The sequence below is a fragment of the Enterobacter cloacae complex sp. FDA-CDC-AR_0164 genome, from assembly GCF_003071645.1.
Classification (GTDB): domain Bacteria; phylum Pseudomonadota; class Gammaproteobacteria; order Enterobacterales; family Enterobacteriaceae; genus Enterobacter; species Enterobacter ludwigii.
In genome coordinates this window covers 4,325,507-4,352,075 of record NZ_CP028950.1, presented here as the reverse complement: position 1 = coordinate 4,352,075, position 26,569 = coordinate 4,325,507, and the positions used below count along the sequence as shown (strand labels likewise).

Sequence of the window (26,569 nt, the reverse complement as noted above, 5' to 3'; positions counted from 1 at the left end):
ATCCCCTCTTCACGGGAAGAGGGGACGGTGTTTAACGGACGTTTGCACAGGTCAGACAAAACGCGTAACGGCTTTGTGGATCGTTAAAGGCCGCCAGTTTGTCGCTTTCCGCTTTCATTGCTTTAGCCGCCGTCGCGACTGGCGCAGGCAGATACGCCTGCAGCGCCTCAGGCAGCATGGCACGCACGGAGCCGGACATGCTGTTCATCACCAGGTCAAAGAACGACGGCTCGTCCTGGTAATACTCAACATGCCACTGCTTGAGCTTCGCCAGCTCGGCGGCTTTTTTCACCGCGTCATCAAAGTCGCCCAGGCTGTCTACCAGACCATTATTCTTCGCATCCTGGCCGGTCCAGACGTGGCCCTGCGCAATGTCGTCGATCTGTTGCGGTGTCTTTTTACGGGACTCTGCCACCAGCGTAATAAAGCGCTTGTAGCCGTTCTCGATACTGAGCTGCATCATCTCAGAGACTTCAGGCGGCAGCGATTTGGTGACCGACACATCCGCCAGCGGTGAAGTGGCAACGCCATCGGTATGGACGCCCAGATAATCCAGGCTGTTTTCCACGGTGTTAATCACCCCAAAGATGCCAATCGAGCCGGTCAGCGTGCTCGGGTTGGCGACGATGTAGTTAGCCGGGGTTGAAATCCAGTAACCGCCCGATGCTGCCATTCCCCCCATCGACACCACTACCGGCTTGCCGGCTGCACGTGCCGCGGCAAGTTCAGCGCGGATCACTTCAGAAGCGCTGACGCTGCCGCCAGGGCTGTTTACGCGCAGTACAATCGCCTTCACTTTCGGATCAAGGCGAGCATCACGGATTTGCGATGCGGTGGTATCACCGCCCACGTTACCCGGCGTTTCCTCGCCGTCCATGATGGCACCATTAGCAAAGACCACCGCGACGCTGTCACCGCTGTCATCCGGCTTTTTGGTCGCATAATCGTACATGCTGATAGCGCTGAAGTTTTTATCCTCTTTGCTCCAGCCAAACTGTTTGCTCAGTGATTTTTCGATATCCGCGCTGGTGCCCAGCGCATCGACCAGTTTGTTATCCAGCGCATATTTTGCGGTATCACCATCAACCTTGCGCAGGCCCTCCAGCACGCCCTGCGCGCCAGGGAACACCTGTTCAGCGGTTATCTGGCGGTTAGCGGCCACGGTGCTCAGATAGTTCTGCCACAGCTCACCAATCCAGCGGCTGTCCGCTTCACGGGCCGCAGGGGACATATCATCACGAATAAACGGCTCCACGGCGGATTTATAGGTTCCGACGCGGAAGACGTGGGTGGTGACTTTCAGTTTGTCGAGCAGCGATTTGTAATACAGACCGTTAGTGGCAAAGCCATGCAGATCGACCGTACCCTGCGGGGAGAGCCAGATTTTATTGGCGAAGCTGGCCAGATAATACTGCCCCTGGCTGTAGCTGTCCCCGACCGCAATCACCGGCTTGCCGCTGTCGCGGAATTCGCGCAGCGCTTTACCAATGTATTGCATTGAAGGCTGGTCGCCGCCGGCAAAATCTTTCAGATCCAGCACGATGCCGGTAATGTTGCGGTCATCTTTTGCCTGACGAATGGTGTCGACGATATCGAACAGGGAGTTTTCCTGAAGACGGTCTGATGTCGCGCCAAACAGCTGACGGCCAATAACGCCCAGACGATTGCTGGTGGACGGCTTATCGACGATGACGCCCGTGATATCAAGTAACAGCGCCCCGCGAGTCGAATGCTGCGCCTGATTTGCGTTGCTGATATGCATCCAGACGCCTGCGCAAACCAGAACCAGGAGGATGAAGAAGATATTCATCACCAGATTGCGGACGAAGTTGAGCAGTCGCCACGTCCATTTAAAGAAACCGGCAATGATTCGCCAAAGGGTTCGCATGTATTCTCCCTAACCAGAAAATGACTGTTTCCGTCGCCACGGGACGGCAATGTGCGGTTATCGTAATGACCCAACCGTCACTTGTCAGCAGGAATCGCCTGCTACGCTGTAACAAAATCTGCCGCCGTGTTAATTTTGTGAGTAAATTTCAAGAAAGGAGTTAACCAATGGACGCACTTGAACTGCTTGTTAACCGCCGTAGCGCTTCACGTCTCACCGAGCCGGCGCCGGCAGGGGAGCAACTGGAGAATATTCTGCGTGCCGGCCTGCGTGCACCGGATCATGGTACGCTGCAGCCATGGCACTTCTTTGTGATTGAAGGTGAAGGCCGCGATCGTTTCAGTCAGATACTGGCGCAGGGGGCGGTTGCCGCAGGTCAGGATGAGAAGGGTATTGAGAAAGCCCGCAGTGCGCCATTCCGTGCGCCGATGATCATCGCTGTCGTGGCGAAATGTCAGGCCGACCACAAAGTGCCGGTCTGGGAGCAGGAGATGTCTGCAGGCTGTGCCGTCATGGCAATGCAAATGGCCGCCGTGGCGCAAGGGTTTAACGGTATCTGGCGCACAGGGCCGCTGACCAACAGCCAGCCGGTTCGCGACGGATTCGCCTGTGGCGAACATGATAAAATTGTCGGCTTCCTCTATCTCGGCACGCCTCAGCTTAAAGCCTCCGCCACCATTAATGTGCCGGACACCACGCCTTTCGTCAGCCGTTTCTGATAACGCGCGCTAAACTGTCTGGATTCTGAGCATCTGCCGCAGAATTCAGACAGTCATACTTACCTCTTTATGGAATGAGCGCTACCATAGCGCGATTGAGATGACAGGAGACGTCCATGAGCGAGCAAACCATTCGTTTAACGCAATACAGCCACGGAGCCGGTTGCGGTTGTAAAATTTCCCCGAAAGTGCTGGAGACCATTCTCCACAGTGAACAGGCGAAGTTTGTCGACCCGAACCTGCTTGTCGGTAACGAAACGCGTGACGATGCGGCAGTTTATGACCTGGGTAACGGCACCAGCATTATCAGTACCACCGACTTCTTTATGCCGATTGTCGACAACCCGTTCGATTTCGGGCGTATTGCGGCCACCAACGCCATCAGCGATATTTTCGCCATGGGGGGCAAACCGATTATGGCGATTGCCATTCTGGGCTGGCCGATTAACACCCTTGCTCCTGAAATTGCCCGTGAGGTGATTGAAGGGGGACGTTTTGCCTGCCAGCAGGCGGGGATCGCGCTGGCCGGGGGTCATTCTATCGATGCGCCGGAGCCAATCTTCGGTCTCGCGGTCACGGGCGTGGTGCCCACCGAGCGCGTGAAACGCAACAGCACCGCGCAGGCGGGCTGCAAGCTGTTCCTCACCAAACCGCTGGGCATTGGTGTCCTCACTACTGCGGAGAAAAAATCGCTGCTGAAGCCGGAACACCAGGGGCTGGCAACCGAGGTCATGTGCCAGATGAACCTCGCGGGTGCGGCCTTTGCGAATATCGACGGCGTGAAAGCCATGACCGACGTGACCGGTTTTGGCCTTCTCGGACACCTCTCCGAAGTGTGTCAGGGCGCGGGCGTACAGGCGCAGGTCTGGTATCAGGACGTGCCGAAGCTGCCGGGTGTGGAGGAGTACATTGCAGCGGGCGCCGTTCCGGGCGGTACCCAGCGTAACTTTGCCAGCTATGGCCATCTGATGGGCGAAATGCCTGAAGCGTGGCGCAATCTGCTGTGCGATCCGCAAACGTCCGGTGGTTTGCTGCTGGCGGTCACGCCAGACGCTGAAGCCGACGTCCAGGCGACGGCCGCAGAGTTTGGTATTACCCTGACGGCGATCGGTGAACTGGTGACCGCGCGCGGTGGCCGACCGATGATTGAGATCCGTTAATTCAATGCGGTTGTTTATTGCCGAAAAGCCGAGCCTGGCCCGTGCCATTGCCGATGTGCTGCCGAAGCCGCATCGCAAGGGCGACGGCTTTATCGAATGCGGTAACGGGCAGGTGGTCACCTGGTGTATCGGTCACCTGCTTGAGCAGGCGCAGCCGGATGTCTACGACAGCCGCTATGCCCGCTGGAACCTCAATGACCTGCCCATCGTCCCTGAAAAATGGCGCCTGCAGCCACGGCCTTCCGTCACCAAACAGCTCAACGTGATTAAACGTTTTTTGCATGACGCGACGGAAGTCATTCACGCGGGTGACCCGGACAGGGAAGGGCAACTGCTGGTGGATGAGGTGCTGGACTATCTGGAGCTGGCGCCGGAAAAACGCCAGCAGGTCCAGCGCTGCCTGATTAACGACCTCAATCCGCAGGCCGTGGAGCGGGCCATTTCACGTCTGCGCGCGAACAGCGAGTTTATTCCGCTGTGCGTTTCCGCGCTGGCCCGCGCTCGTGCTGACTGGCTTTACGGGATCAATATGACCCGCGCCTACACCATTCTGGGGCGTAATGCCGGTTATCAGGGCGTCCTCTCCGTCGGGCGTGTGCAAACGCCGGTGCTGGGGCTGGTGGTGCGTCGTGACGAAGAGATTGAGAATTTCGTCGCCAAAGATTTCTTTGAGGTTAAAGCGCATATCGTCACGCCGAAAGACGAGCGTTTTACCGCCGTCTGGCAGCCAAGCGATGCCTGCGAATCGTATCAGGATGAAGAGGGACGGTTGCTGCACCGTCCGCTGGCGGAGCACGTGGTCAACCGGATTACCGGTCAGCCTGCTATTGTCACCAGCTATAACGATAAACGGGAATCAGAACCCGCGCCGCTGCCGTTCTCGCTTTCCGCGCTGCAGATTGAAGCGGCGAAACGCTTCGGTCTGAGCGCGCAGAACGTCCTTGATATCTGCCAGAAGCTCTACGAAACCCACAAACTCATTACCTATCCGCGTTCGGACAGCCGGTATCTGCCGGAAGAGCACTTTGCCGGCCGTCACTCGGTGATGAACGCCATTGCCGTTCACGCGCCGGATCTGCTGCCACAACCGGTTGTGAATCCGGACATTCATAACCGCTGCTGGGATGATAAAAAGGTGGATGCCCACCATGCGATTATCCCGACGGCGCGCGCCAGCAACGTTAACCTCACGGAAAACGAAGCGAAGGTGTATAACCTGGTTGCTCGTCAGTACCTGATGCAGTTCTGCCCGGACGCAGTGTTCCGCAAATGCGTGATTGAGCTGGAAATTGCCAAAGGAAAATTTATCGCCAAGGCGCGTTTCCTGGCGGAGGCTGGCTGGCGCACGCTGCTTGGCAACAAAGAGCGTGATGAAGAGAATGACGGCACGCCGCTGCCGGTGGTCGCCAAAGATGACGAGCTGCTGTGTGAGAAAGGCGAAGTGGTTGAACGCCAGACCCAACCGCCGCGCCACTTCACCGATGCGACACTGCTCTCGGCAATGACCGGGATCGCCCGTTTTGTTCAGGATAAGGATCTGAAGAAGATCTTGCGTGCCACCGACGGACTGGGCACGGAAGCGACCCGTGCGGGCATTATCGAGCTGCTGTTTAAGCGCGGTTTTCTGGAGAAAAAAGGGCGCTATATCCACTCGACTGAACCGGGGCGCGCATTGATCCACTCACTGCCTGAGCTGGCCGCAAGGCCGGACATGACGGCACACTGGGAATCTGTGCTGACGCAAATCAGTGAAAAGCAGTGTCGCTATCAGGACTTTATGCAGCCGCTGGTGGGGACCTTGTACGAGCTGATTAACCAGGCGCGTAATACGCCGGTGAAGCAGTTCCGGGGGATGGTTGCACCGGGTGGTGCGCCGAAGAAACCGTTCAAAAAGAAAAAAAGCGCAGCCTGATGTGCTTTCGGTTGTCGCCCTCTCCCGACGGGAAAGGGCGACAGCGTGCTTAGATAACCCCTTGCCCCATCATCGCATCCGCGACCTTCACGAACCCGGCGATATTTGCGCCACGCACGTAGTTGGTTTGCGATGCCTCACCGCCGTACTCGACGCAGGCGTGGTGAATATCCAGCATAATGTGGTGCAGGCGCGCATCCACTTTCTCTGCCTTCCAGCCGAGGCGCGCGGCGTTTTGCGCCATCTCCAGGCCAGAGGTCGCCACGCCGCCGGCGTTCGCGGCTTTGCCCGGCGCAAACAGCACGCCGGCCTCAAGGAACAGATCGGTCGCTTCGATGGTGGTTGGCATATTCGCCCCTTCGGCCACGGCCTTCACGCCGTTGGTAATCAGGGTGCGTGCGGCCTCGGTATCCAGTTCGTTCTGGGTCGCACATGGCAGGGCGATATCGACCGGCACGCCCCACGGCTGTTTGCCTTCGAGCCAGGTCAGACCAAATTCACGGGCATAATCCGCCAGACGGCCGTCGCGGCTGGCTTTAATGTCGCACAGGCGTGCCAGCTTCTCGGCCGTAAAACCGGCTTCATCCACCACGGTACCGCGTGAATCTGACGCGGTAACCACGCGGGCACCAAACTGCATTGCTTTCTCAATGGCGTATTGGGCCACGTTACCGGAGCCGGACACCGCCACGCGCATACCTTCAAACCCTAAGCCGTGGCGCTTCAGCATCGCCTCGGTAAAATAGACCAGCCCGTAGCCGGTGGCTTCCGGACGGATCAGGCTGCCGCCAAAGGAGAGCCCTTTGCCCGTAAAGACACAGGCGCTATTATTCGAAAGCTTTTTCATCATGCCGGCCATGAAGCCCACTTCACGCGCACCGACGCCGATATCGCCCGCCGGAACGTCAGTATCGGGACCAAGATGACGATAGAGTTCGGTCATCAGCGCCTGACAGAAACGCATCACTTCGCCTTCGCTTTTGCCTTTCGGATCGAAATCACTGCCGCCTTTCCCGCCGCCCATGGGCAGGGTCGTAAGGGCGTTTTTAAACGTCTGCTCAAAGCCGAGGAATTTTAAAATCGACAGATTCACGGAAGGATGGAAACGCATCCCGCCCTTAAACGGGCCGATGGCGGAATTAAACTGCACGCGCCACGCGCGGTTAACCTGGACCTGATTACGGTCATCTACCCAGGTCACGCGAAACTGGATCACGCGCTCCGGCTCCACGAGGCGCTCAAGCAGTGACATCTGGCGATAACGCGGGTTTTCTTCAAGGAACGGCCACAACGTGGTCATGACTTCACGTACGGCCTGCGCAAACTCACTTTGATGCGGGTCGCGCTGTTGAACATAAGAGAGGAAAGTTTCCAGAGAGCGTGTCTGATCCATAGATATAAGAACCCCTTATATTATTTTATGTATATTGCCTATACGAATTGTGTTGTTTTTTTGACTATACCATCCGTACCGCTTTGTGAAGCAAGCAGAAATGCATGCCGAAAGGGAAATTAATCAGCGGGGCTGCGTCATAACCAAAAGCGATGACGAGATAAATTAAAGGTTCTGCGCCGGTTTACCGTTATAGTCTTTATCAGGGCACAACAGGAAGATAAGTCTATGAACCGTTACGTGATAGCCGCGTTATGTTTGATGTTTACCGCAGGCGCGCAGGCAGACCGCATTCGCCCGGATGTGGACGTGAATGTGCCGCCGGAGGTGTTCAGCTCCAGCGGCCAGCGAGCGCAGCCGTGTAACCAGTGCTGCATCTATCAGGATCAGAACTATTCGGAAGGGGCAGTGGTAAAAGCGGACGGCATTCTGTTGCAGTGCCAGCGTGATGAACGCACCATTAGCACGAATCCGCTGGTCTGGCGTCGCGTAAAACAATAAACGCCTCCAGCAGCGGGATGTCCGCAGGCGCTAAGTTGAAACCAAATGCGTCTTCAGGCGTACACCACACCAGTGCACTGTGGTAATGCGCCGTCAGCGCGCCGCTGAACGCCGGAACGTGCCAGGCGTGAAGGTTGATTAACCGCTGTGACACTTCACGCTGATGGCTTGCCACATACTCACCTGGCTGCGCGTGGATGCCGAGCTCTTCGTGCAACTCGCGGACAAGCGCCTCGGGCTGCGTCTCACCGGCTTCTACTTTTCCGCCTGCGAATTCCCACATGCCCGGCTGGTCGGCATGAGCCGGGCGCTGGGCCAGTAAAATTTTGTTGTCTTTTTCGATGATTGCCGCAACGACATCGACTGTTTTTAGCATGGTCGTCAATACTTGTTAGCGAAAAACACCATATTATCGTGCCCTTTCTAAGAGTCCAGCCATCAGGAGAATCAGGTGAAAGAGACGTCCACCTGGGTAGATCCCATCGCCACCCTTCCGGTCAGCATAAAACCGATTGCCGCCATGCAGAAAAAACACTTTGGTGCCGTGCTTAACCCCACGCGCTGGTGGGGAAGGATGCCACGTCTTTTCTGGCTGGTGGCATTGTTCGTCGGTTTTCTCGAACGTCGTCACGCGCGCCTGTCGCCGGTGCTCCGTTCGCTGTTAATGACCCGGGTATCGCAGCTTTGTCACTGCGCTTTTTGTATCGATGCCAACAGTTTGCGCCTGGCGGAGCGCTCGGGCGCATTGGATAAGGTTCAGGCCGTCAACGCGTGGCGTGATTCCCCTCTTTTTAGCGAAGAGGAGCGTGCGGCGCTGGCCTATGCCGAGGCTGTCACCGCGACGCCGCCCCGTGTGAATGACGAAATCAAAAGTGAGATCACACGCCATTTCAGCGAGGACGCGATCGCCGAAATGACGGCGCTGATTGCGTTTCAGAATCTCTCTGCACGCTTTAATGCCGCGCTGGACATCCCGGCGCAGGGGTTATGTGCCACGTTTAAAGAGGATCCCCATGCTTGATCGTCATCTGCACCCGCGGATTAAACCCACGCTCAACCGACTGGTGTCAGTAGTGGATAAGCCGGGGATTACGCCTGACGGATTAACCCTGACCGGGTTTGCCATAGGCGTGCTGGCCTTACCGTTTCTGGCCCTCGGCTGGTATCCGGCGGCGCTCGTCGCCATCGTGCTGAATCGCCTGCTGGATGGTCTCGACGGTGCGCTGGCGCGCCGGCGCGGGCTGACGGATGCGGGAGGCTTTCTTGATATCGCCCTCGATTTTCTGTTTTACGCGCTGGTTCCCTTCGGATTCGCGCTGGCGGCCCCCGCAGAGAATGCGCTTGCCGCTGGCTGGCTGTTGTTTGCCTTTATCGGTACCGGGAGCAGTTTTCTGGCATTTGCCGCGCTGGCAGCGAAACACAACATCGACAACCCTGGCTACGCGCATAAGTCGTTTTACTATATTGGTGGATTAACGGAGGGGACGGAGACGATCGTGCTGTTCGTGCTGTGCTGCCTGTTTCCGGCGCACTTCAGCGTGCTGGCGTGGATATTTGGCGCGTTGTGCTGGCTGACCACCACAACGCGCATCTGGAGCGGGTATGTGACGCTGAAGTCACTTACCCGTTAGCGTGAACTTTCTGGCCCGCGTTTTCCGCTGGAGACGGGGTTCTGTGGATGACTGCTCCACTCGTACCAGCCGCCGTCATAGACGGCGACATTTTTCCAGCCCATCGCCCGTGCGTACATAAACGTCTCGGACGCACGCCAGCCGGTGCCGCAGTAAAACGCGACGTGCTGTTCCGGCAGGATGTTCCAGGTTTTCCACATGGCGGCGATGTCGTCAGCGCTGCGCATGGTGCCATCCGGATTATGGAAATCTTCCATATGGGTGGCGTCGCTACCGGCATGACCCCAGCGGGCACCGGCAATTTCACCTTTTGGCTTGATGTAGCTATAGCCGCTGGTTTCGCCGATGAACTCCGGCCAGGAACGAATGCTGACCAGCGACGCGTCCTGGCGATGCAGCATCCCGCGTGCTTGCGCCATATCCACCATCAACTGCGGCTGGCCAGGGATCGGTGCACCAAAATCGGGGGCGGGCTTCACGTCTTTGGGCATTCCCTGTTCAACCGGCAGACCCGCGTCAGACCAGGCTTTCCAGCCGCCATCAAGAATGCGGACGTCCTTCACGCCCGCATACAGCATGATCTGCGCCACGCGGGCGGCGGCATATACGTCACGGCCATACAGAATGACGGTCGTATCGTGACGGATCCCGTGCTTCGCCAGCATCGCTTTTAGCGTGTCGTCAGAAACTTTATTCCACAGCGGTTCGCTTTCCACTTCGTTGGTATCAATGTAGCCGGCACCGGGAATATGGTTCAGCAGATAAAACTTCGGCGCGCCCCATGCGGCTTCAATGACTTTCCAGTCGCCCGTTGGCGCAGCAGTGACGGGTTTACCCTGCTGAAGCTGGTGGATCCACTCCGGGTAGACGAGTTGTTCAAAGTGCGGCAAACGCTGCAGACGCTCAGGTACCTGCAGGGCATCGTTGAGCACGGAAATCTGGTGGTAGCCGGCTTTTTCCAGCCGCGTTTTGACCGCCTGATTATCGGCGTCGCGACCGTAGAGCGCGATCGTCATGGCCGGCGTAAGCTGGTGCTGTCTGGCCCAGACGGCAATCTGGTCATCGCTCATCGCGCCAAGCCAGGAGGCGGAAAGGTTAAGTGCGGCGGGCTCATGCCCGGAGGGCGCGCTCAGCGTTTGCGGCCAGCCGTTGTAAAACGCGCTGGCGCGGGTGTCGATCACCGCGCCGTGTTGTGCCTGAAGTTGAGACAGCGTCATGGCGTGCGGCATATCAGCAGCCAGAGAGGAAAATGAAGCGAGGCCGCACAGCATGGCCAGCGCGGTCAGTTGAGAAACACGTTTCATCGAATAACCTGACGTCAGTAAAAGAGGGGGGCATTGTCGTCTCTCCTGAAAGGTAAAACATTGCGTTAGCACATTATTGCCAGCGAGAAATCTCAATCACTTCGCCGCCCGGGGGCACGTCTTCGTCGTCATGCGTGACCAGAACCACCGGAATATTGCGTGCGCGGGTAGTGTCAAATACCCATGCCCGAAACGAGGCGCGTAACGCATTATCGAGACGGCTGAACGGTTCATCCAGCAGTAACGCCTGCGGCTCTGCAAGCAGGGCACGCAGCAGACTGACCCGGGCACGTTCGCCGCCGGAAAGGGTCGCCGGATCGCTGGCATAATGCCCGGCAAGCCCGGCAGAACCGAGCGCCTGCTCGACCGCTTCCCGCCGTGCTCGTCCGACAATCCGTTCAGGTAATGCCAGCAGCAAATTTTGTCCGACGCTGAAATGGTCAAACAGCAGGGCATCCTGAAAGAGGATCCCCAACCCGCGGGCCTCCACGGGCAGTCCGTCGCAGCGACGTTCATCAAGCCACAATTCGCCCTGAGCCTGAAAGTCGTCTGACAGTGCCCCCACCATCCAGGCAAAAAGGGTTGATTTTCCGCTGCCGGAAGGGCCCATCAGCGTGACTATTTCGCCGCGTGGCACACAAAAATTGACCTCGCGGAAAAGCGGTTCAATGGTGAGATTGCTGACCTGCAGCATTAACGTAATCCTCGTCGGTAACGGCTTGCGAGCCGGGATAGCAGGGCGGCAAGGCCAAACACACTCCCCGTGACCAACAGCAACCCCAGCGCCCGGTTAGCCAGAAGCGGAATGCTGCCTCCACTGCTGAGCGCCACGGTTTCAGTGGTCAGCGTCGCAAAACGGCCCGCGCCCAGCCAGAGGGTTGGCATGTATTGCGCCATGCTGACGGAAAACCCGGTCGCGAAAGCCAGCAGCGCCGGGCGTACCAGCAAGGGGCATTTCAGCCAGCAGAAGATTTTTCCCCGCCGCCAGCCGAGCGTTCTGGCGGTAAGGATCAGACGGGGATCGATCCTCTGCCAGGCTGGCTGGAGGACCAGCAACATCCACGGTAAAACCCACAGCAGATGGCTCCACAGCACGGCGGCATAGTGTCCGTCGATACCCAGTCGCAACGCGATAACATATTGTCCGGTAACGAGGGGCAGCGCCGGCAGCGCCAGCGGCAACCACACCCACTGTGTGCCTCGCTGCGGTCCCCACTCAAGCCAGAGAACAATTACCCCCAGCGAAATCAGGCTGGCGAGCAGGCCAAAGGTGAGACTGGCGCCAACCGCACCGATGTCGTCCCGCTGCGCCAGCATGAGCAGCACGACCGCGCAAAGCACCCCGCAGGCGGGCAGAAATCCGCTGAACAGACGCGCTGGTGGCGCGATAAGCGACATTCGACGGCGTCCGCTCAGATCCGGCAGCGTGCGACGCCAGAGTCTCCATGCGCCGTAACCCAGTGCAGAAAGCGCGGCCAGCAGCAGAAGGAGAAGCAGGCACAGCAGCGTTCCCTTTGTCTGCTGCTGCGCATCGCCCTGACTGAGCCACTGCCACGCCAGTACGGCAAGCGTCGGGGGATTGCCGGGCCCGAGCACCATCGCCACGTCCACTACCGACAAGGACCAGGCCAGCACCGCCAGCATCACCGCGCCAAGAGCCGGCGCGATCGTCGGAAGGATGAGCCAGTTCAGCGCCTGAAAACGCCCGTAGCCGAAGGTATGCAGCACGACCTTTTGCTGCGCAAGGCGTTTTTCCGGCAGGACGGCGTAAAGGGCCCACAGCACAAACGCGCTCTCTTTTACCGCAAGCGTCAGCCCCAGCCCTGCACCGTATCGGTCAAGCGGCGGCGTACAGACGCTACACACCTGATACAACAGGCCCCCTTCGGCAAACAGCAGTAAAGCGCTGGTGGCAAAGGCCACATGAGGAACGGCGAGCAGCCACGTCAGCCGGCTGCTGAGCCGTCGCCAGCGCTCGCCCGGCCACAGGAGGGCCACGATCACCAGAGCGATAAACATCGACCCCAGCGTCGCGATAAGCGTTGAGACCAGCGTGGCGACCGTAGCCTGTGGCAGCTGCGGGTCGTTAAACAGCAACTGCCAGTTGTTCAGCGAGAATGCCGGGGCAAACAGTATGGCGGCGGCGGGAAGCAACGGCAGATAGATGACCGCCATCGCCAGCCAGACGAGCCAGCTCAGCGGGTGCCGTAACGACGCAGCCATTCCTGCTCCAGCGCGTTAACCCAGGCGGAGTGCGGCTCGGGAAGCATTTTCGGCAGCCCTGCCGGCGTATGGGCAGCGAGCTGCTTCGCTTCTTTTTCGGGCAGTGTTTTCGCATCCAGTACGCTCGGGTCTCCCCAGATGGCCGGGTCGGCCTTGCGGATTTGCGCCTGCGGTGAAAGGAGGAAATTGGCGACCACCTTCGCGCCTGCGCTTGCGCTGGCATTCGACGGAATGGCCACAAAATGGACGTTGCCTATCATTCCGTTGTCAAAACCAACGCTGTAGCTGTCGGCAGGCAGTTCACCGCTGGCCACTTTTTGCTGCGCATGTGCCGGGTTAAAGGTCAGGGAGAGATTGAGGCTACCGCTGGCAAGCAAGGTATCCATTCTGGCGGGCGAGGGAGGAAAGTCCTCTCCCTTTCGCCACAGCAGCGGGTGTAATTTGTCCAGGTAGTGCCACAGCGGAGCCGTCACCAGGGCAAAGGTGTTATCAGGGGCTTTTTGCAGCGCCTCCGGGTGAGCGGTGAGGGTCAGGAGCAACTGTTCCAGAAACGCCGTACCGGTAAAATCGGGCGGGCGTGGGTAGCTGACTTTGCCCGGATGCTGCTGCGCATACGCCAGTAACGCCTGAGGATCGTTTGGGGGCGCAGGCAGGCTTGCGTGGCGGGCAATAAAGGTGAGCTGCGCACTGCCCCATGGGGATTCCGCGCCATCGGTGGGGACAGCAAAATCCTCCATAACCGGTTTGCGGGTATCGACATAGCGCCAGTTGGGCAAGGTCTGCGCCCATCCGGTTTGCAGCAGGTTAGCGGCTTTCAGGGTACGGAAGTTCTCACCGTTGACCCATAAGAGGTCGACTGAACCGTTTGTTTTCCGGCCTGCGGCGGCTTCTGTTTGAATACGTTTGACCGCATCGGCGGCATCCGCCAGTGGGACGATTTTAAGGGTTATGTCGTAATGCGTTTTCATCTCACCGCTTACCCACTCAAGGTAGCGGTTTACCGCCCGATCGCCGCCCCAGGCGTTAAACCAGACGGTCTGGCCTTTGGCTTGTTGTTGGATAGCCTGCCAGTTGTCCGCTGCAAACAGCGGGGCTGCCAGCAGCAGACCGCTCAGAAACGTGCAAAAACGCACACGGCGCATAATGCCTCACTTTTTTGATGAAGGGGTAAAACGGGAAAACAGCCAGCGCGTCGCCAGCGGCAATAACCCCAGTAGTGTAAAGGCGAATATCAGTCCCGGCGATAAAATATCGCGAAGCGAATTCACTTTCCCCAGCGCGCGTCCGGCGTTCAGAAAGATAATGGTTGCAGGCAGCATGGCGACCTGGCTCACCCACCAGTAGCGACTGACCGCAATACGTGTCAGCCCCATGAGCAGATTCACGAGAAAAAACGGGAACAAGGGCATCAGACGCAGGGCAAAAAGATACCCTGCACCGTCTCGCGCCATACCGGCATTCACCGTATTCATCTGTGTTGTGAATCGCCGCTGTACCCAGTCGCGCAGCAGATAACGGCTGGCAAGCATCGCCAGCGTGGCGCCGAGGGTAGAAGCAAACGAGACCAGCAGGGTGCCTTCCCACAGCGTAAACAGCGCTCCCGCCAGCAGCGTCAGTATCGCCGCACCGGGTATCGACAGGGCGGAGACCAACACGTAGAGGGCGAAAAAGAAAAACGCGCTTTGCCACGGTGCCTGTTCCACGTGCGAGAGGAGCGACTGCTGGTGCGTTTTGATGGTTTCCAGGGAGAGCGTCCCCGGCGGAAGAAAGACGAAGGTCAGAACAAATGCGCCCAGAAGGGCGCACATCAGGAGTATTTTTTGCGTGTTCACACGAGGTTACAGTTTGAATTTCGCCCAGACCGGCGCATGGTCAGACGGTTTTTCCATGCTGCGGATATCGTAGTCGATGCCGGTTTCGATGCAGCGTTCCGCCAGCGGCGGGCTGGCCAGCAGCAGGTCAATACGCAGACCGCGGTTGTCATCAAAGCCTTTTGACCGGTAGTCAAACCACGAGAAGCGATCCTGCGTTTCCGGGTTGGCGGTGCGGAAAGTATCAACCAGACCCCAGCCGAGCAGGCGTTCCATCCACTCGCGTTCTTCCGGCAGGAAAGAACATTTACCGGTACGCAACCAGCGTTTGCGGTTCTCTTCTCCAATGCCGATATCGAGATCGGTCGGGCTGATATTCATGTCGCCCATGATCAGCACCGGATTCTCTTTTTTCAGTTCGGTGGTCAGGTAATCCTGCAGATCCTGATAAAACTTTGCTTTGGCCGGGAATTTTGTCTCATGGTCGCGGCTCTCACCCTGTGGGAAATACCCGTTAATCACCGTGATATTGCCGAGTGGTGAAGGAATTTCCGCCATGATGATGCGACGCTGCGCTTCGCCATCATCGCCCGGGAAGCCACGACGTACGGAAACCGGCGTCTCTTTGGTCAGCAGCGCCACGCCATAGTGACCTTTCTGTCCGTGATAGAAGACGTTGTAACCGAGCTTCGCCACCTCTTCGAGGGGGAACATATCGTCGTGAACTTTTGTCTCCTGCAGGCCGATCACATCTGGCTGATGTTGCTCAACAATTGCTTCAAGCTGGTGAGGGCGGGCACGCAGGCCGTTGATATTAAAAGAGACAAATTTCATAGTCGCTGCCAATGCAAGGTGAATAGTGCATGGATGGTAGCAGAATTTGCGTCATCTGTTACGGGGTTCGACCAATAACTGCGACAGATCATGCCAACGGTGCAATATTTGCACCATTCTGACGCGCATTGCCCCCCAACAGGGCGTAAAGAACCGATAAATTTCGCGAGCGATCACAATTCCAGAATTATATTTGGCTTCTGCATACTCTTTCTTATTTTCGTGCGGCAAACCGCCGCTTGTCGTAAAAATATTCACTTTTTATGCAATAACAGTGAATAACTCCATATCGTAACTTATTGATATTCTGTAACCCTAACCCGTTTATGCATTTTTATCGCTGGATGGCACGAAGGCTGCAATCTACATTCACAGTGCAAACACTCAATTATTTAACATCTAAATAACCTTTTATTTACCGGATGAGGTCGCTATGTCTCTGTCAATTACGCGTGAAAATTTCGATGAATGGATGATGCCGGTTTACGCTCCGGCGGCTTTTATTCCGGTACGGGGGGAAGGCTCACGCCTGTGGGATCAACAGGGCAAAGAGTATATCGACTTTGCAGGCGGGATTGCGGTAAACGCGCTGGGCCACGCGCACCCGGCACTGCGCCAGGCGTTGAACGACCAGGCGGCGAAGTTCTGGCATACCGGTAACGGTTTTACCAACGAGCCCGCTCTGCGACTGGCGAAAAAACTGATCGACGCAACGTTTGCCGAAAAAGTCTTTTTCTGTAACTCAGGTGCGGAAGCAAACGAAGCTGCCCTGAAGCTGGCGCGCAAATATGCACACGATAAATTCGGCGTTCATAAGAGCGGCATTGTGGCGTTTAAAAACGCGTTCCACGGCCGTACGCTCTTTACCGTCAGCGCCGGCGGTCAGCCGTCATACTCGCAGGATTTTGCGCCACTGCCGCCGGATATTCGTCACGGCGTGTATAACGATCTGCAGTCCGCCAGCGAGCTTATCAACGACACCACCTGTGCGGTGATCGTCGAACCTATGCAGGGTGAGGGCGGGGTCCTTCCGGCGCAAAAAGCGTTCCTGCAGGGGCTGCGTGAGCTGTGCGATCGTCATCACGCGGTGCTGATTTTCGATGAAGTCCAGACGGGTGTGGGGCGTACCGGTGAGCTGTATGCCTATATGCACTACGGCGTAACGCCGGACGTGCTCTCTACGGCGAAAGCGCTGGGCGGCGGCTTCCCGATTGGCGCCATGCTGACCACCGATAAATTCGCCAGCGTAATGACCGTGGGTACGCATGGTACAACATACGGGGGTAACCCGCTGGCTACCGCCGTGGCCGGACAGGTTCTCGACATCATTAACACGCCGGAAGTGCTCAAGGGCGTTAAACAACGTCATGACTGGTTTGTTGAGCGCCTGAACGCCATCAACAGCAAGACGGGACTGTTTAAAGAGATCCGCGGTCTGGGTCTGTTAATTGGCTGCGAACTCACACCTGAGTTTGCCGGAAAAGCTAAACTTATTTCACAGGAAGCGGCAAAAATGGGCGTGATGGTACTGATTGCCGGTGCCAACGTGGTGCGTTTTGCCCCTGCGCTGATTGTCAGCGAGGAAGAGGTGAGAACCGGTTTAGACCGTTTTGCACTGGCCTGTGAACATGTGAAGTCCGGGGTGTCATCATGATGGTCATCCGTCCCGTTGAGCGCGGCGATATCGCCGGGCTCATGCAGCTTGCCGGTAAGACGGGAGGCGGGCTGACCTCGCTTCCTGCCGATGAAAAAACGCTGTCGGCGCGCATTGAGCGCGCCCTGCAAACCTGGCAGGGGACGTTGCCAAAAAGCGAACAGGGTTATGTGTTCGTTCTCGAAGATACCGACACCGGTACCGTGGCCGGCATTTGCGCAATCGAAGTGGCCGTCGGGCTTAACGACCCGTGGTACAACTACCGTGTCGGTACGATGGTTCACGCCTCAAAAGAGCTGAACGTCTATAACGCGCTGCCCACGCTTTTTCTCTGTAATGACCACACGGGAGCCAGCGAGCTTTGCACGCTGTTCCTCGATCCTGCGTGGCGGAAAGAGGGCAACGGTTATCTGCTCTCCAAGTCGCGCTTCATGTTTATGGCCGCGTTCCGCGATCGTTTTAACGAAAAGGTCGTCGCCGAGATGCGCGGCGTGATCGACGACACCGGCTATTCACCTTTCTGGGAGAGCCTCGGCGAGCGCTTCTTCTCGATGGAATTCAGCCGGGCGGACTATCTGTGCGGCACCGGGCAGAAAGCGTTTATCGCCGAACTGATGCCGAAACATCCCATCTATACCCATTTCTTAAGCCCACAGGCGCAGGCGGTGATTGGCGAAGTGCACCCGCAAACCGCGCCGGCCCGGGCGGTGCTGGAAAAAGAGGGTTTCCGCTACCGTAACTATGTGGACATCTTTGACGGCGGACCCACCCTGGAGTGCGATATCGACCGCGTGCGTGCGATCCGTAAAAGCCGGCTGGTTGAGGTTTCCGAAGGCCAGCCTGCACCGGGTGAGTGGCCAGCATGTCTGGTGGCTAACGAGCAGTACAACAATTTCCGCGCCATGCTGGTGCGAACCAATCCGAAATGTGAACGTCTGGTGCTGACGGCCGCGCAACTGGATGCCCTGAAATGTAACGCCGGCGACACGGTTCGCCTGGTGCGTCTCTGCCCTGAGGAGAAAACAGCATGACTTTATGGATCAACGGTGACTGGGTCACGGGCGAAGGCGAGCCGCGCATAAAGACCAATCCGGTCGGACAAGAAGTGCTCTGGAAGGGAAATGATGCCAGCGCCGGGCAGGTCGAACAGGCCTGTCACGCCGCCCGTCGCGCCTTCCCGGGATGGGCGAAACAACCGTTCTCCGTACGTCATGGAATAGTCGAGAAATTTGCATCACTGCTGGAGGCCAATAAAGCCGAATTGACGCGCGTTATCGCTCAGGAAACCAGCAAGCCGCGCTGGGAGGCGGCCACGGAAGTGACGGCGATGATCAATAAAATCGCCATTTCGGTGAAGGCGTACCATACCCGTACCGGTGAGCAACATACCGATATGCCTGACGGGGCGGCCACGCTGCGCCACCGTCCGCACGGCGTGCTGGCGGTATTTGGCCCCTATAACTTCCCGGGGCATCTGCCGAACGGGCATATCGTGCCCGCGCTGCTGGCGGGCAATAGCGTGATTTTCAAGCCGAGTGAGTTAACGCCACTGACCGGTGAGGTGGTGGTGAAGCTCTGGGAACAGGCTGGTCTGCCGCACGGGGTGCTCAACCTGGTGCAGGGGGGGCGTGAAACCGGCCAGGCGCTGAGTGCGTTGAGTGATATCGACGGCCTGCTGTTTACCGGCAGCGCTGGAACGGGCTACCAACTGCATCGCCAGCTGGCGGGGCAGCCGGAAAAAATTCTCGCGCTGGAGATGGGCGGTAACAACCCGCTGATCGTTGAAGATCCCGATGATATCGACGCGGCGGTGCATTTGACCCTCCAGTCAGCGTTTATTACCGCCGGACAGCGCTGCACCTGCGCGCGTCGTCTGCTGGTGAAACGGGGTGCACAGGGCGACGCCTTCCTCGCGCGGCTGGTGGAAATCAGCGCGCGTCTGGTGCCTGCGCAGTGGGATGCCGACCCACAGCCGTTTATTGGGGGGCTGATTTCCGAGCAGGCCGCGCTGAACGTGCTGAAAGCCTGGCAGGATCACGTGGCGCGCGGGGCGAAAACCCTGCTTGAACCAAAGCAAATCAAGCCCGGAACATCGCTCCTGACGCCGGGCATTGTTGAGATGAGTGGCGCACGCAACGTGCCGGATGAAGAGGTCTTTGGCCCGCTGCTCTGCGTCTGGCGTTATGACGATTTTGACAGCGCCATTGAGATGGCCAATCACACCCGCTATGGACTGTCGAGCGGTCTGATTTCCCCGCATCGTGAGAAATTTGATCAGCTGCTGCTCGAAGCACGCGCCGGGATTGTGAACTGGAATAAACCGCTTACCGGTGCGGCGAGTACGGCACCGTTTGGCGGGGTAGGCGCTTCGGGTAACCACCGCGCCAGCGCGTGGTATGCCGCAGATTACTGCGCGTGGCCGATGGCGAGCCTGGAAACGCCTGCGCTGACGCTGCCGGAAACGCTGAGTCCGGGGCTGGATTTTACTCAGGGGGATCGTCATGAAAGCGCGTGAAGTCAACTTTGACGGGCTGGTGGGGCTGACGCACCACTATGCCGGCCTCTCGTTTGGTAATGAAGCCTCTACGAAGCACCGTTTTCAGGTCTCTAACCCGAAACTGGCGGCGAAGCAGGGGCTGCTGAAAATGAAAGCCCTGTCGGATGCCGGTTTCCCGCAGGCGGTGATCCCGCCGCAGGAGCGCCCGAACGTGGCGGTGTTACGTCAGCTCGGCTTTAACGGCAGCGATGAGCAGGTTATCGAAAAAGCGGGTACGCAGACGCCGCACCTGCTTTCAGCGGCGAGCTCTGCCTCGTCGATGTGGGTGGCAAACGCTGCTACCGTTGCACCGTCGGCCGATACGCTGGATGGCAAAGTGCATTTAACGGTGGCGAACCTGAATAACAAATTCCACCGTGCTACCGAAGCGGAGACGACCGAGCGCGTTCTGCGTGCGATTTTCCGTCATGAGGCTCACTTTGAGGTCCATCAGGCGTTGCCACAGGTGGCCATGTTCGGAGATGAAGGAGCGGCAAACCATAACCGTCTTGGGGGGGATTATGGCGATCCCGGCGTGCAGCTGTTCATTTACGGGCGAGAAGAGGGCGGCTATTCGGCGCCTGTCCGTTATCCCGCCCGCCAGACGCTGGCGGCAAGCCAGGCCGTCGCGCGGCTGAACCAGGTGAATCCCGCACAGGTGATTTTTGCTCAGCAGAACCCACAGGTGATTGACCAGGGTGTTTTCCACAACGACGTCATTGCCGTCTCTAACCGCCAGGTGCTGTTCTGCCATGAACAGGCGTTTGCCCATCAGGAGAAGCTGCTCGCTACGCTGCATGAGCGGGTGCCGGGGTTTATGCCGATTCAGGTGCCGACCCAGGCGGTCAGCGTGCAGGACGCGGTTGAAACTTACCTCTTTAATAGCCAGCTGTTGAGCCGTGAGGACGGCAGCATGATGCTGGTGCTGCCGCAAGAGTCGCAGGACCATAAAGGGGTGTGGCGTTATCTGTCTGAACTGGTGAAAGCCGATAACCCGATCGATGAACTGCGCGTCTTTGACCTGCGCGAAAGCATGGCCAACGGCGGCGGTCCGGCCTGTTTACGCCTGCGCGTAGTGCTGACGCAGAACGAAATGCAGGCTGTTAATCCGGCCGTGATGATGAATGAGACGCTGTTTAACTCCCTGAATGACTGGGTGGATCGTTATTATCGCGACAGATTAACGCAGGCCGATCTGGTCGACCCTCAGCTACTGCGTGAGGGGCGTGAGGCACTGGACGCGTTAACAACAATCCTGCAGTTGGGATCGGTTTATCCGTTCCAGCGCTAAAGGAGTGGCTATGGAAAATTTACTGGCGTTGACACTGGCCGATGAAACCCCCGAACAGCGTGAGGGGGAGGGCCCCTCATTTCACTGGCGGTGGCTGGGTCGCGGCGTCCTTGAACTGACACCGGCCGCAAAGAGTGAGTTATCGCTGCTGCTTTCAACCGGCATCCATGGCAATGAAACCGCGCCGGTTGAAATTGTCGACCTGCTGCTTCGCGCGTTGTATCGGGGAGATATCACCCTGCAGTGCCGTCTGCTGGTGGTGCTTGGCAACCCGCCTGCGCTGGCGCAAAACAAACGTTATCTTGAGAGCGACCTTAACCGCATGTTTGGCGGCCGCTGGTCACAGTTTGTGCCGGGCGATGAAACGTCGCGGGCGCAGTGGCTTGAGCACGTGGTTGCCACATTTTTCGCCGCGGCCGGTCCCGTGCGCTGGCATCTCGACCTGCATACGGCAATTCGCGCCTCTTATCATGTGCGCTTTGGTGTTCTGCCCCAGCGTAACCAGCCGTGGGATGAGGCGTTTCTGAGCTGGCTGGGCGACGCCGGGCTGGAGGCTCTGGTGTTTCATCAGTCGCCGGGGGGCACATTTACCCATTTCACCTGTGAGCATTTCGGCGCGCTGGCCTGCACTCTGGAGCTGGGAAAAGCGCTACCGTTTGGCCAGAACGATCTCGCGCGCTTCGCGCCAACGCATCTTGCGCTTCGCGCGCTGCTCGGGGGATTGGCACCCGAGCCAACGCAACAGACTGTCGTGCGCTATCGGGTCGTACAGCAGATCACTCGCCGCAGCGAGGCCTTCCGGCTGCATATGGCCGCCCACACGCTGAACTTCACCCCTTTTCGCAAAGGCGTTCTGCTGGCGGAAGATGGCGACGAGCGTTACGAGGTGCAGAAAACCACTGAATATGTTCTGTTCCCAAATCCATCGGTAGCGTTTGGCCTGCGCGCCGGGCTGATGCTGGAAAAAGTGTCCTGAACATTTCCCCTCTCATTGCCTGAGAGGGGAACGTCAAAATATTTTTCTTAGCGATTAAAGCGCAATGACAACTATTGCAGAATATTCCTGGTGAATTGCTTTATTATTGGTCTTCACTTCGCTATACTTTTTTAAATTGCTTTGAAAATCATCATTTTGAATATTTTCGTTGCAACTCTCCATCCTTTATCCTTAATTCCTCCACATTTGGCGATAATTTGTTTTTTACACTTTCATTGTTTTACTGTTGCTCTGATTAATTGACGATAAACCCCGTAAAGTTAATCTCGTCAACACGGCATAGCGCCGAAGAATAACTGAAAGTAAGGAAATAAATTATGCGTAAGTTTACTGCACTGTTTGTTGCTTCTACCCTGGCTCTGGGCGCTACCAGCATGGCGTTCGCTGCAGATACCGCGACCACCACCACTGCCGCGCCTGTCGAAGGCAAAATGATGATGCATCATAAAGGCAAGCCGGGTATGCACCACGAGATGATGATGTTTAAAGATCTGAACCTGACGGATGCACAGAAACAGCAGGTCCGCGACATCATGAAAAGCCAGCGCGACCAGATGAAACGTCCGTCACTGGACGAACGCCGCGCGATGCATGACATCATCGCCAGCGACAGCTTCGATAAAGCAAAAGCCGAAGCGCAGATCGACAAAATGGCTGAGCAGCATAAAGCCCGCATGCTGGCGCATATGGAAACCCAGAACAAGATCTACAACATTCTGACGCCGGAACAGAAAAAACAATTTAATGCCAATTTTGAGAAGCGTCTGACAGAACGTCCAGCAATGGAAGGTAAAATGCCAGCACCAACCGAATAATCGGTTCAACATCTTAAGACCGCCGGGATCCTGTCCACAAAAGCGCTAACGCTGTGGACAGGACCGGCGGTTTTTCTTTCCTGCCCTCTTGTCTGCCGCCGCCAGAGCGGTATTCTCCTGTAGTCGCTTCAGAGAATGTTTGCAGAGTCATGGCGTTATAATTTTTATTAACGTTCCGCTAAGGCCTGCCCGCTCTGCTGCCGATACTGTGTCTGTGAAAACCCAACGATAACAAACAAGACAGCAACGATAGCGATATCCTTGCCCTGGCACAGGTTGTGCCTTTCAGGAGTGGTGATGGAGTTCTTTGATATCCGTAAGATGCCGGTCAGCCTCTGGCGCAATGGCGCAGGCGAAACGCGGGAAATTTGTTGTTTTCCGCCCGCAACGCGTGATTTTTACTGGCGAGCCAGTATCGCGACCATCGCCAGCAATGGCGAATTCTCCTCTTTTCCCGGTGTCGATCGGGTAATTACCTTGCTTGAAGGGGGTGAGGTAACGCTGGATGCCGGTCAGGCGTTCTGCCATACCCTGAAACATCATCAGCCATACCATTTTTCCGGCGATCAGCCGGTGAAAGCGCTGCTTTCCGAAGGACGGATGTCGATGGATTTCAACATCATGACCCGGCGTGACCGTTGTCAGGCGAAAGTGCGTGTCGCTGACCGCACCTTTACCACGTTCGGCTCCCGCGGGGGCGTCGCGTTCGTGTTAAGCGGGGCGTGGCAGCTTGGCGATAAGTTGCTGACGGCCGATCAGGGCGCCAGCTGGGAGGAGGGCGTCCATACTCTCCGCCTGCTGGAGGCTCAGGGCACCTTATTATTCAGCGAAATTAACTGGCTGCCGGGGCACTAAGCTCTATGACCTCATACTTGCCGGTTAGCACGGGCTTGCAGAGAATTTTGTAGCCATCGTGGTCGAAACCGGCGGGTGTGCGCAGCAAGGTTGCCGCATCGTTTACATCGTCAACAGCACCCAGCCAGAGCCAGTTATTGATGATGTGATACTGGGTCATCGCGTCACCAACTTCTTTTAGCGCAACGGCACCCTCCCACGGCCAGCAGTTAACGCTAAGCGCTGCCAGCCCTGCGAGGAGCCGGGCGTGGTGTTCCTCAATGCTTTCTTTCCCGCAGCAGGCACCTGCGCAGCGCTTCAACGCTGAGCGGAAACAGGCACGCCCGCGGGTGGTTGCTTCGAGGCCTAGCAGGCTGTAGCACAGCTGTAACTCATCGGCCAGCGTTTGCAGAGCCTGCAGAGCCGCCCGTTTATTTGCGAACAGCCCGTAGAGATTGGGGGCGTGAGAAAAATCGACTTCGCGTGCGTAGACAACCTGCGGCTTACCGGCGTTTATCTGCAGGGAGCAGAGCTGCCGGTTGCGGCGCAGACGCTTATTGAACAGCGGCTGTTGCTCTTTGATCAGCCGGGCTTCCAGTAAGAGCGCGCCCATCTCTCCGGCGGTACGAAACCAGGTGATGCGTCGCGACTGGCGCAGCATTGCCGCCTCGTCTGGCGTACGCAGATGAGACATGACCCGGCTGCGAATATTTACGCTTTTGCCAATGTAGAGCGGAAGGGTGTCACTCTCACCGTGAAAGATATACACGCCCGGCTGTTTAGGCAGTTCCTCAAGCCAGGGGCGAAGATGTTCGGGATATTCGTAGATAGCCGCCGCTTCAAACTCAAGACGCGGGGCGGATTGACGCCTGCTCACATACTACTCCATATACTGTTCAGGCATACAGTGTAGCAGAGCCGGTTTGGTTAAAAAAGAGCCGGATGGCGCAACGGACGGTGCGGGAGAACACCCCCTCCCCAGAGAGAGGGTGCCAGAGTGTCACTTTTTCCAGAAATCATCGAACACGGTGATCGGTGGGCGACGCTTGTGCTCGGTTTTCAGATACCAGCTTTCAATGATCTTCGCGGTACCTTCATCCAGTTTTTTGCCTTCCAGATAATCATCAATATTGTCATAGGTGACACCCAGGGCCGCTTCATCCGGCAGGGAGGGGCGATCGTCTTCCAGATCTGCCGTTGGCGCTTTCTTGTAAAGGTGCTCCGGGCAACCCAGCGCGGCAAGCAGCTGCTTACCCTGACGTTTGTTCAGACGGAAGAGCGGGTTAATATCGGTACCGCCGTCGCCATACTTGGTGAAGAAACCCGTGATGGCTTCTGCCGCATGATCGGTACCGACCACAACGCCTTTGGTCATCCCGGCAATGCTGTATTGCGCTTTCATACGTTCACGGGCTTTTTCATTGCCGCGGACAAAATCGCTCAACTCAATGCCTGCTTCGCGAAGCGCCTGCTCGCTGGCCAGCACCGATCCTTTGATATTGACGGTGAGTACGCGATCGGGCTGGATGAAGGCGATGGCATCCTGGCAATCCTGTTCATCAGCCTGCACGCCATAGGGAAGACGCACGGCAATAAACTGCAGCGCGTCATCACCCGTCTCTTCGCGGAGCTCTGAAATTGCCATCTGGCAGAGTTTACCGGCCAGGGTAGAGTCCTGACCGCCGCTGATGCCCAGCACCAGGGATTTCAGGAACGAGTGAGTTTTTAAATAAGACTTTAAAAAATCCACGCTGCGGCGGATCTCTTCTTGTGCGTCTACCGCGGGCTTCGCGCCCAGCGCCTGAATAATCTCTTGTTGCAGAGCCATCACGCCCTCCATATGCAGAACATAAACAGATTGTGTTAACTGTTAAAACTAACCCTTTGAACGAGAAACGACAAGGATCACAGTTTCGAGTGCGCTAAATTGCGGCGATTTAGCAGGTTATCGTTGTTTTATTAGAATTTTCCGAAATTCGTCTGGCGGAATTCACAAAGTTGAACAATAGTACTTTTTATTCCATGCTTAGATAACACGCTGATAAACAAGAGGACGGAATATGAACAAGAACGTAGCAGGAATTCTTAGCGCAGCGGCGGTACTGACTATGCTGGCAGGGTGTACGGCCTACGACCGCACCAAAGATCAGTTTACACAGCCCGTAGTGAAAGATGTCAAAAAAGGCATGACCCGTTCGCAGGTGGCTGCGATTGCCGGCAAGCCTTCTTCTGAAGTGACAATGATTCATGCACGCGGTACCTGCCAGACCTATATCCTGGGTCAACGTGATGGTAAGGCAGAGACCTACTTCGTTGCGTTGGATGAGACCGGTCATGTGATCAACTCCGGTTACCAGACCTGTACTGAATACGATACCGATCCGCAGGCACCTAAGGCGCAGTAACCCTTCTTGCCTGAATATGTTAATAAACCGGCCGTTGGGCCGGTTTTTTTTTATACATACGTAAATCTTATTTCTTCTCGCGAATTATTTGCCTGAAATGTGAAGGTAGTCAACACACCAGGTCAATGAGAGACAATTTGACCCTGTGCAGAATTATCTCCTGTCTGTACCATTGCGTATACTCACTCCAACGACAAACAACAGTAAGCAAACTACCTGTCTGCCAGGATAGCGAGTCGAGTGATAGCGCGATGGCAGGTAGTCATACGAGAGGGAAGTTACTATGGAAAAGAAACATATCTATCTGTTCTGCTCAGCAGGCATGTCAACCTCGCTTCTGGTGTCAAAGATGCGTGCTCAGGCTGAGAAGTATGAAGTCCCGGTGGTAATCGAAGCGTTTCCGGAGACGCTGGCGGGCGAAAAGGGCCAGACAGCCGACGTCGTTTTACTGGGGCCGCAAATTGCCTATATGTTGCCCGAAATTCAACGTCTGTTACCCAATAAACCGGTCGAAGTGATCGATTCGGGATTGTACGGCAAGATTGATGGTTTAGGTGTATTGAAAGCTGCTGTTGCAGCAATTAAAAAAGCTGCTAATTAATTTTTATTTTTCCCGTCAAAGAGTTATTTCACACACAATACGCCGTAACCTGCGTTGCGG

At 56.9% G+C, this 26,569-nt stretch carries 26 protein-coding genes; 15 read left to right on the top strand and 11 right to left on the bottom strand.

Features of this window, described 5'->3' with window-relative positions; translation table 11 throughout:
- Positions 1–31: 31 nt before the first annotated feature.
- On the bottom strand, positions 32–1,888 hold the full coding sequence (gene sppA / locus AM410_RS21470) for a signal peptide peptidase SppA (RefSeq protein ID WP_014169647.1): 1,857 nt from the start codon (positions 1,886–1,888) through the stop codon (positions 32–34).
- Positions 1,889–2,055: 167 nt separating this feature from the next.
- Here sppA and AM410_RS21460 point away from each other — a divergent pair, with 167 nt between their 5' ends.
- The 3 genes from AM410_RS21460 to AM410_RS21450 all read left to right on the top strand — a co-directional run bounded on the left by AM410_RS21460 (position 2,056) and on the right by AM410_RS21450 (position 5,679).
- Complete coding sequence (locus AM410_RS21460) at positions 2,056–2,607, top strand: NAD(P)H nitroreductase (protein WP_108648442.1); 552 nt, start codon at positions 2,056–2,058, stop codon at positions 2,605–2,607.
- 116 nt (positions 2,608–2,723) lie between these two features.
- Positions 2,724–3,767 (top strand): selenide, water dikinase SelD, encoded by a 1,044-nt coding sequence (gene selD, locus AM410_RS21455; protein ID WP_020884436.1) that lies wholly within the window; start codon positions 2,724–2,726, stop codon positions 3,765–3,767.
- A gap of 4 nt (positions 3,768–3,771) precedes the next feature.
- On the top strand, positions 3,772–5,679 hold the full coding sequence (locus tag AM410_RS21450) for a DNA topoisomerase III (RefSeq protein ID WP_020884435.1): 1,908 nt from the start codon (positions 3,772–3,774) through the stop codon (positions 5,677–5,679).
- Between the two features lie 49 nt (positions 5,680–5,728).
- Here AM410_RS21450 and gdhA read toward each other — a convergent pair whose 3' ends face one another.
- Positions 5,729–7,072 (bottom strand): NADP-specific glutamate dehydrogenase, encoded by a 1,344-nt coding sequence (gdhA, locus tag AM410_RS21445; protein ID WP_014169652.1) that lies wholly within the window; start codon positions 7,070–7,072, stop codon positions 5,729–5,731.
- Positions 7,073–7,300: 228 nt separating this feature from the next.
- On the opposite strand from gdhA, the gene AM410_RS21440 reads away from it, so the two are divergent.
- Positions 7,301–7,573 carry a YnjH family protein gene (locus tag AM410_RS21440; protein ID WP_014169653.1) on the top strand — a complete coding sequence of 91 codons (273 nt, stop codon included), beginning with the start codon at positions 7,301–7,303 and terminating at the stop codon, positions 7,571–7,573.
- On the opposite strand, the gene AM410_RS21435 is transcribed toward AM410_RS21440, so the two are convergent.
- Complete coding sequence (locus tag AM410_RS21435; RefSeq protein WP_025204417.1) at positions 7,533–7,949, bottom strand: pyrimidine (deoxy)nucleoside triphosphate diphosphatase; 417 nt, start codon at positions 7,947–7,949, stop codon at positions 7,533–7,535. The genes AM410_RS21440 and AM410_RS21435 overlap by 41 nt on opposite strands.
- Positions 7,950–8,024: 75 nt before the next feature.
- Between AM410_RS21435 and AM410_RS21430 the strand changes: the two genes are divergently transcribed.
- Positions 8,025–8,594: a carboxymuconolactone decarboxylase family protein gene (locus tag AM410_RS21430; protein WP_108648440.1), complete on the top strand. Its 570-nt coding sequence runs from the start codon at positions 8,025–8,027 to the stop codon at positions 8,592–8,594.
- Positions 8,587–9,204: a CDP-alcohol phosphatidyltransferase family protein gene (locus AM410_RS21425; protein WP_108648438.1), complete on the top strand. Its 618-nt coding sequence runs from the start codon at positions 8,587–8,589 to the stop codon at positions 9,202–9,204. Before AM410_RS21430 ends, AM410_RS21425 begins: the two co-directional genes overlap by 8 nt.
- Here the strand turns inward: AM410_RS21425 and AM410_RS21420 are convergent.
- The 6 genes from AM410_RS21420 to xthA form a co-directional block, all read right to left on the bottom strand.
- On the bottom strand, positions 9,201–10,508 hold the full coding sequence (locus AM410_RS21420) for a rhodanese-like domain-containing protein (protein ID WP_108648437.1): 1,308 nt from the start codon (positions 10,506–10,508) through the stop codon (positions 9,201–9,203). The two genes, AM410_RS21425 and AM410_RS21420, sit on opposite strands and share 4 nt — an antisense overlap.
- A 73-nt stretch (positions 10,509–10,581) precedes the next feature.
- Positions 10,582–11,202 (bottom strand): ATP-binding cassette domain-containing protein, encoded by a 621-nt coding sequence (locus AM410_RS21415; protein ID WP_047744471.1) that lies wholly within the window; start codon positions 11,200–11,202, stop codon positions 10,582–10,584.
- Complete coding sequence (locus AM410_RS21410) at positions 11,202–12,731, bottom strand: thiamine ABC transporter permease (protein ID WP_108648435.1); 1,530 nt, start codon at positions 12,729–12,731, stop codon at positions 11,202–11,204. The genes AM410_RS21415 and AM410_RS21410 overlap by 1 nt, the downstream gene beginning before the upstream one ends.
- Positions 12,704–13,864: an ABC transporter substrate-binding protein gene (locus AM410_RS21405; RefSeq protein WP_416173636.1), complete on the bottom strand. Its 1,161-nt coding sequence runs from the start codon at positions 13,862–13,864 to the stop codon at positions 12,704–12,706. The genes AM410_RS21410 and AM410_RS21405 overlap by 28 nt, the downstream gene beginning before the upstream one ends.
- A 15-nt stretch (positions 13,865–13,879) precedes the next feature.
- A complete protein-coding gene (locus AM410_RS21400) occupies positions 13,880–14,563 on the bottom strand; it encodes a TVP38/TMEM64 family protein (RefSeq protein ID WP_106503952.1) in 684 nt (227 codons plus the stop codon).
- Between the two features lie 6 nt (positions 14,564–14,569).
- On the bottom strand, positions 14,570–15,376 hold the full coding sequence (gene xthA, locus AM410_RS21395; RefSeq protein ID WP_020884424.1) for an exodeoxyribonuclease III: 807 nt from the start codon (positions 15,374–15,376) through the stop codon (positions 14,570–14,572).
- 433 nt (positions 15,377–15,809) lie between these two features.
- Between xthA and astC the strand changes: the two genes are divergently transcribed.
- From astC to ves, 7 genes are all read left to right on the top strand, one after another.
- Entirely contained in the window at positions 15,810–17,030 is a 1,221-nt protein-coding gene (gene astC, locus AM410_RS21390) for a succinylornithine/acetylornithine transaminase (RefSeq protein WP_014169663.1), read from the top strand.
- Positions 17,027–18,061 (top strand): arginine N-succinyltransferase, encoded by a 1,035-nt coding sequence (astA, locus tag AM410_RS21385; protein ID WP_044857183.1) that lies wholly within the window; start codon positions 17,027–17,029, stop codon positions 18,059–18,061. The genes astC and astA overlap by 4 nt, the downstream gene beginning before the upstream one ends.
- The gene (astD, locus tag AM410_RS21380) at positions 18,058–19,545 is read left to right on the top strand and encodes a succinylglutamate-semialdehyde dehydrogenase (protein WP_047366436.1); all 1,488 of its coding nucleotides are present in this window, start codon (positions 18,058–18,060) and stop codon (positions 19,543–19,545) included. The genes astA and astD overlap by 4 nt, the downstream gene beginning before the upstream one ends.
- Entirely contained in the window at positions 19,532–20,857 is a 1,326-nt protein-coding gene (gene astB / locus AM410_RS21375) for an N-succinylarginine dihydrolase (protein ID WP_108648431.1), read from the top strand. The genes astD and astB overlap by 14 nt, the downstream gene beginning before the upstream one ends.
- A gap of 10 nt (positions 20,858–20,867) precedes the next feature.
- The gene (astE, locus tag AM410_RS21370) at positions 20,868–21,833 is read left to right on the top strand and encodes a succinylglutamate desuccinylase (protein WP_047955473.1); all 966 of its coding nucleotides are present in this window, start codon (positions 20,868–20,870) and stop codon (positions 21,831–21,833) included.
- 338 nt (positions 21,834–22,171) lie between these two features.
- Positions 22,172–22,669 (top strand): ATP-independent periplasmic protein-refolding chaperone Spy, encoded by a 498-nt coding sequence (spy, locus tag AM410_RS21365; RefSeq protein ID WP_020884420.1) that lies wholly within the window; start codon positions 22,172–22,174, stop codon positions 22,667–22,669.
- Positions 22,670–22,966: 297 nt separating this feature from the next.
- Positions 22,967–23,524, top strand: coding sequence for an environmental stress-induced protein Ves (gene ves, locus AM410_RS21360; protein ID WP_020884419.1), 558 nt, complete (start codon positions 22,967–22,969; stop codon positions 23,522–23,524).
- Here ves and cho read toward each other — a convergent pair.
- The gene (cho, locus tag AM410_RS21355) at positions 23,502–24,380 is read right to left on the bottom strand and encodes an excinuclease Cho (protein WP_014169671.1); all 879 of its coding nucleotides are present in this window, start codon (positions 24,378–24,380) and stop codon (positions 23,502–23,504) included. The two genes, ves and cho, sit on opposite strands and share 23 nt — an antisense overlap.
- A gap of 123 nt (positions 24,381–24,503) precedes the next feature.
- Positions 24,504–25,331 (bottom strand): ammonia-dependent NAD(+) synthetase, encoded by an 828-nt coding sequence (gene nadE, locus AM410_RS21350; protein ID WP_020884418.1) that lies wholly within the window; start codon positions 25,329–25,331, stop codon positions 24,504–24,506.
- Between the two features lie 232 nt (positions 25,332–25,563).
- Here nadE and osmE point away from each other — a divergent pair, with 232 nt between their 5' ends.
- Positions 25,564–25,908: an osmotically-inducible lipoprotein OsmE gene (gene osmE / locus AM410_RS21345; protein ID WP_014169673.1), complete on the top strand. Its 345-nt coding sequence runs from the start codon at positions 25,564–25,566 to the stop codon at positions 25,906–25,908.
- A gap of 283 nt (positions 25,909–26,191) precedes the next feature.
- Positions 26,192–26,509 (top strand): PTS N,N'-diacetylchitobiose transporter subunit IIB, encoded by a 318-nt coding sequence (gene chbB / locus AM410_RS21340; RefSeq protein WP_008500676.1) that lies wholly within the window; start codon positions 26,192–26,194, stop codon positions 26,507–26,509.
- Positions 26,510–26,569: the final 60 nt, after the last annotated feature.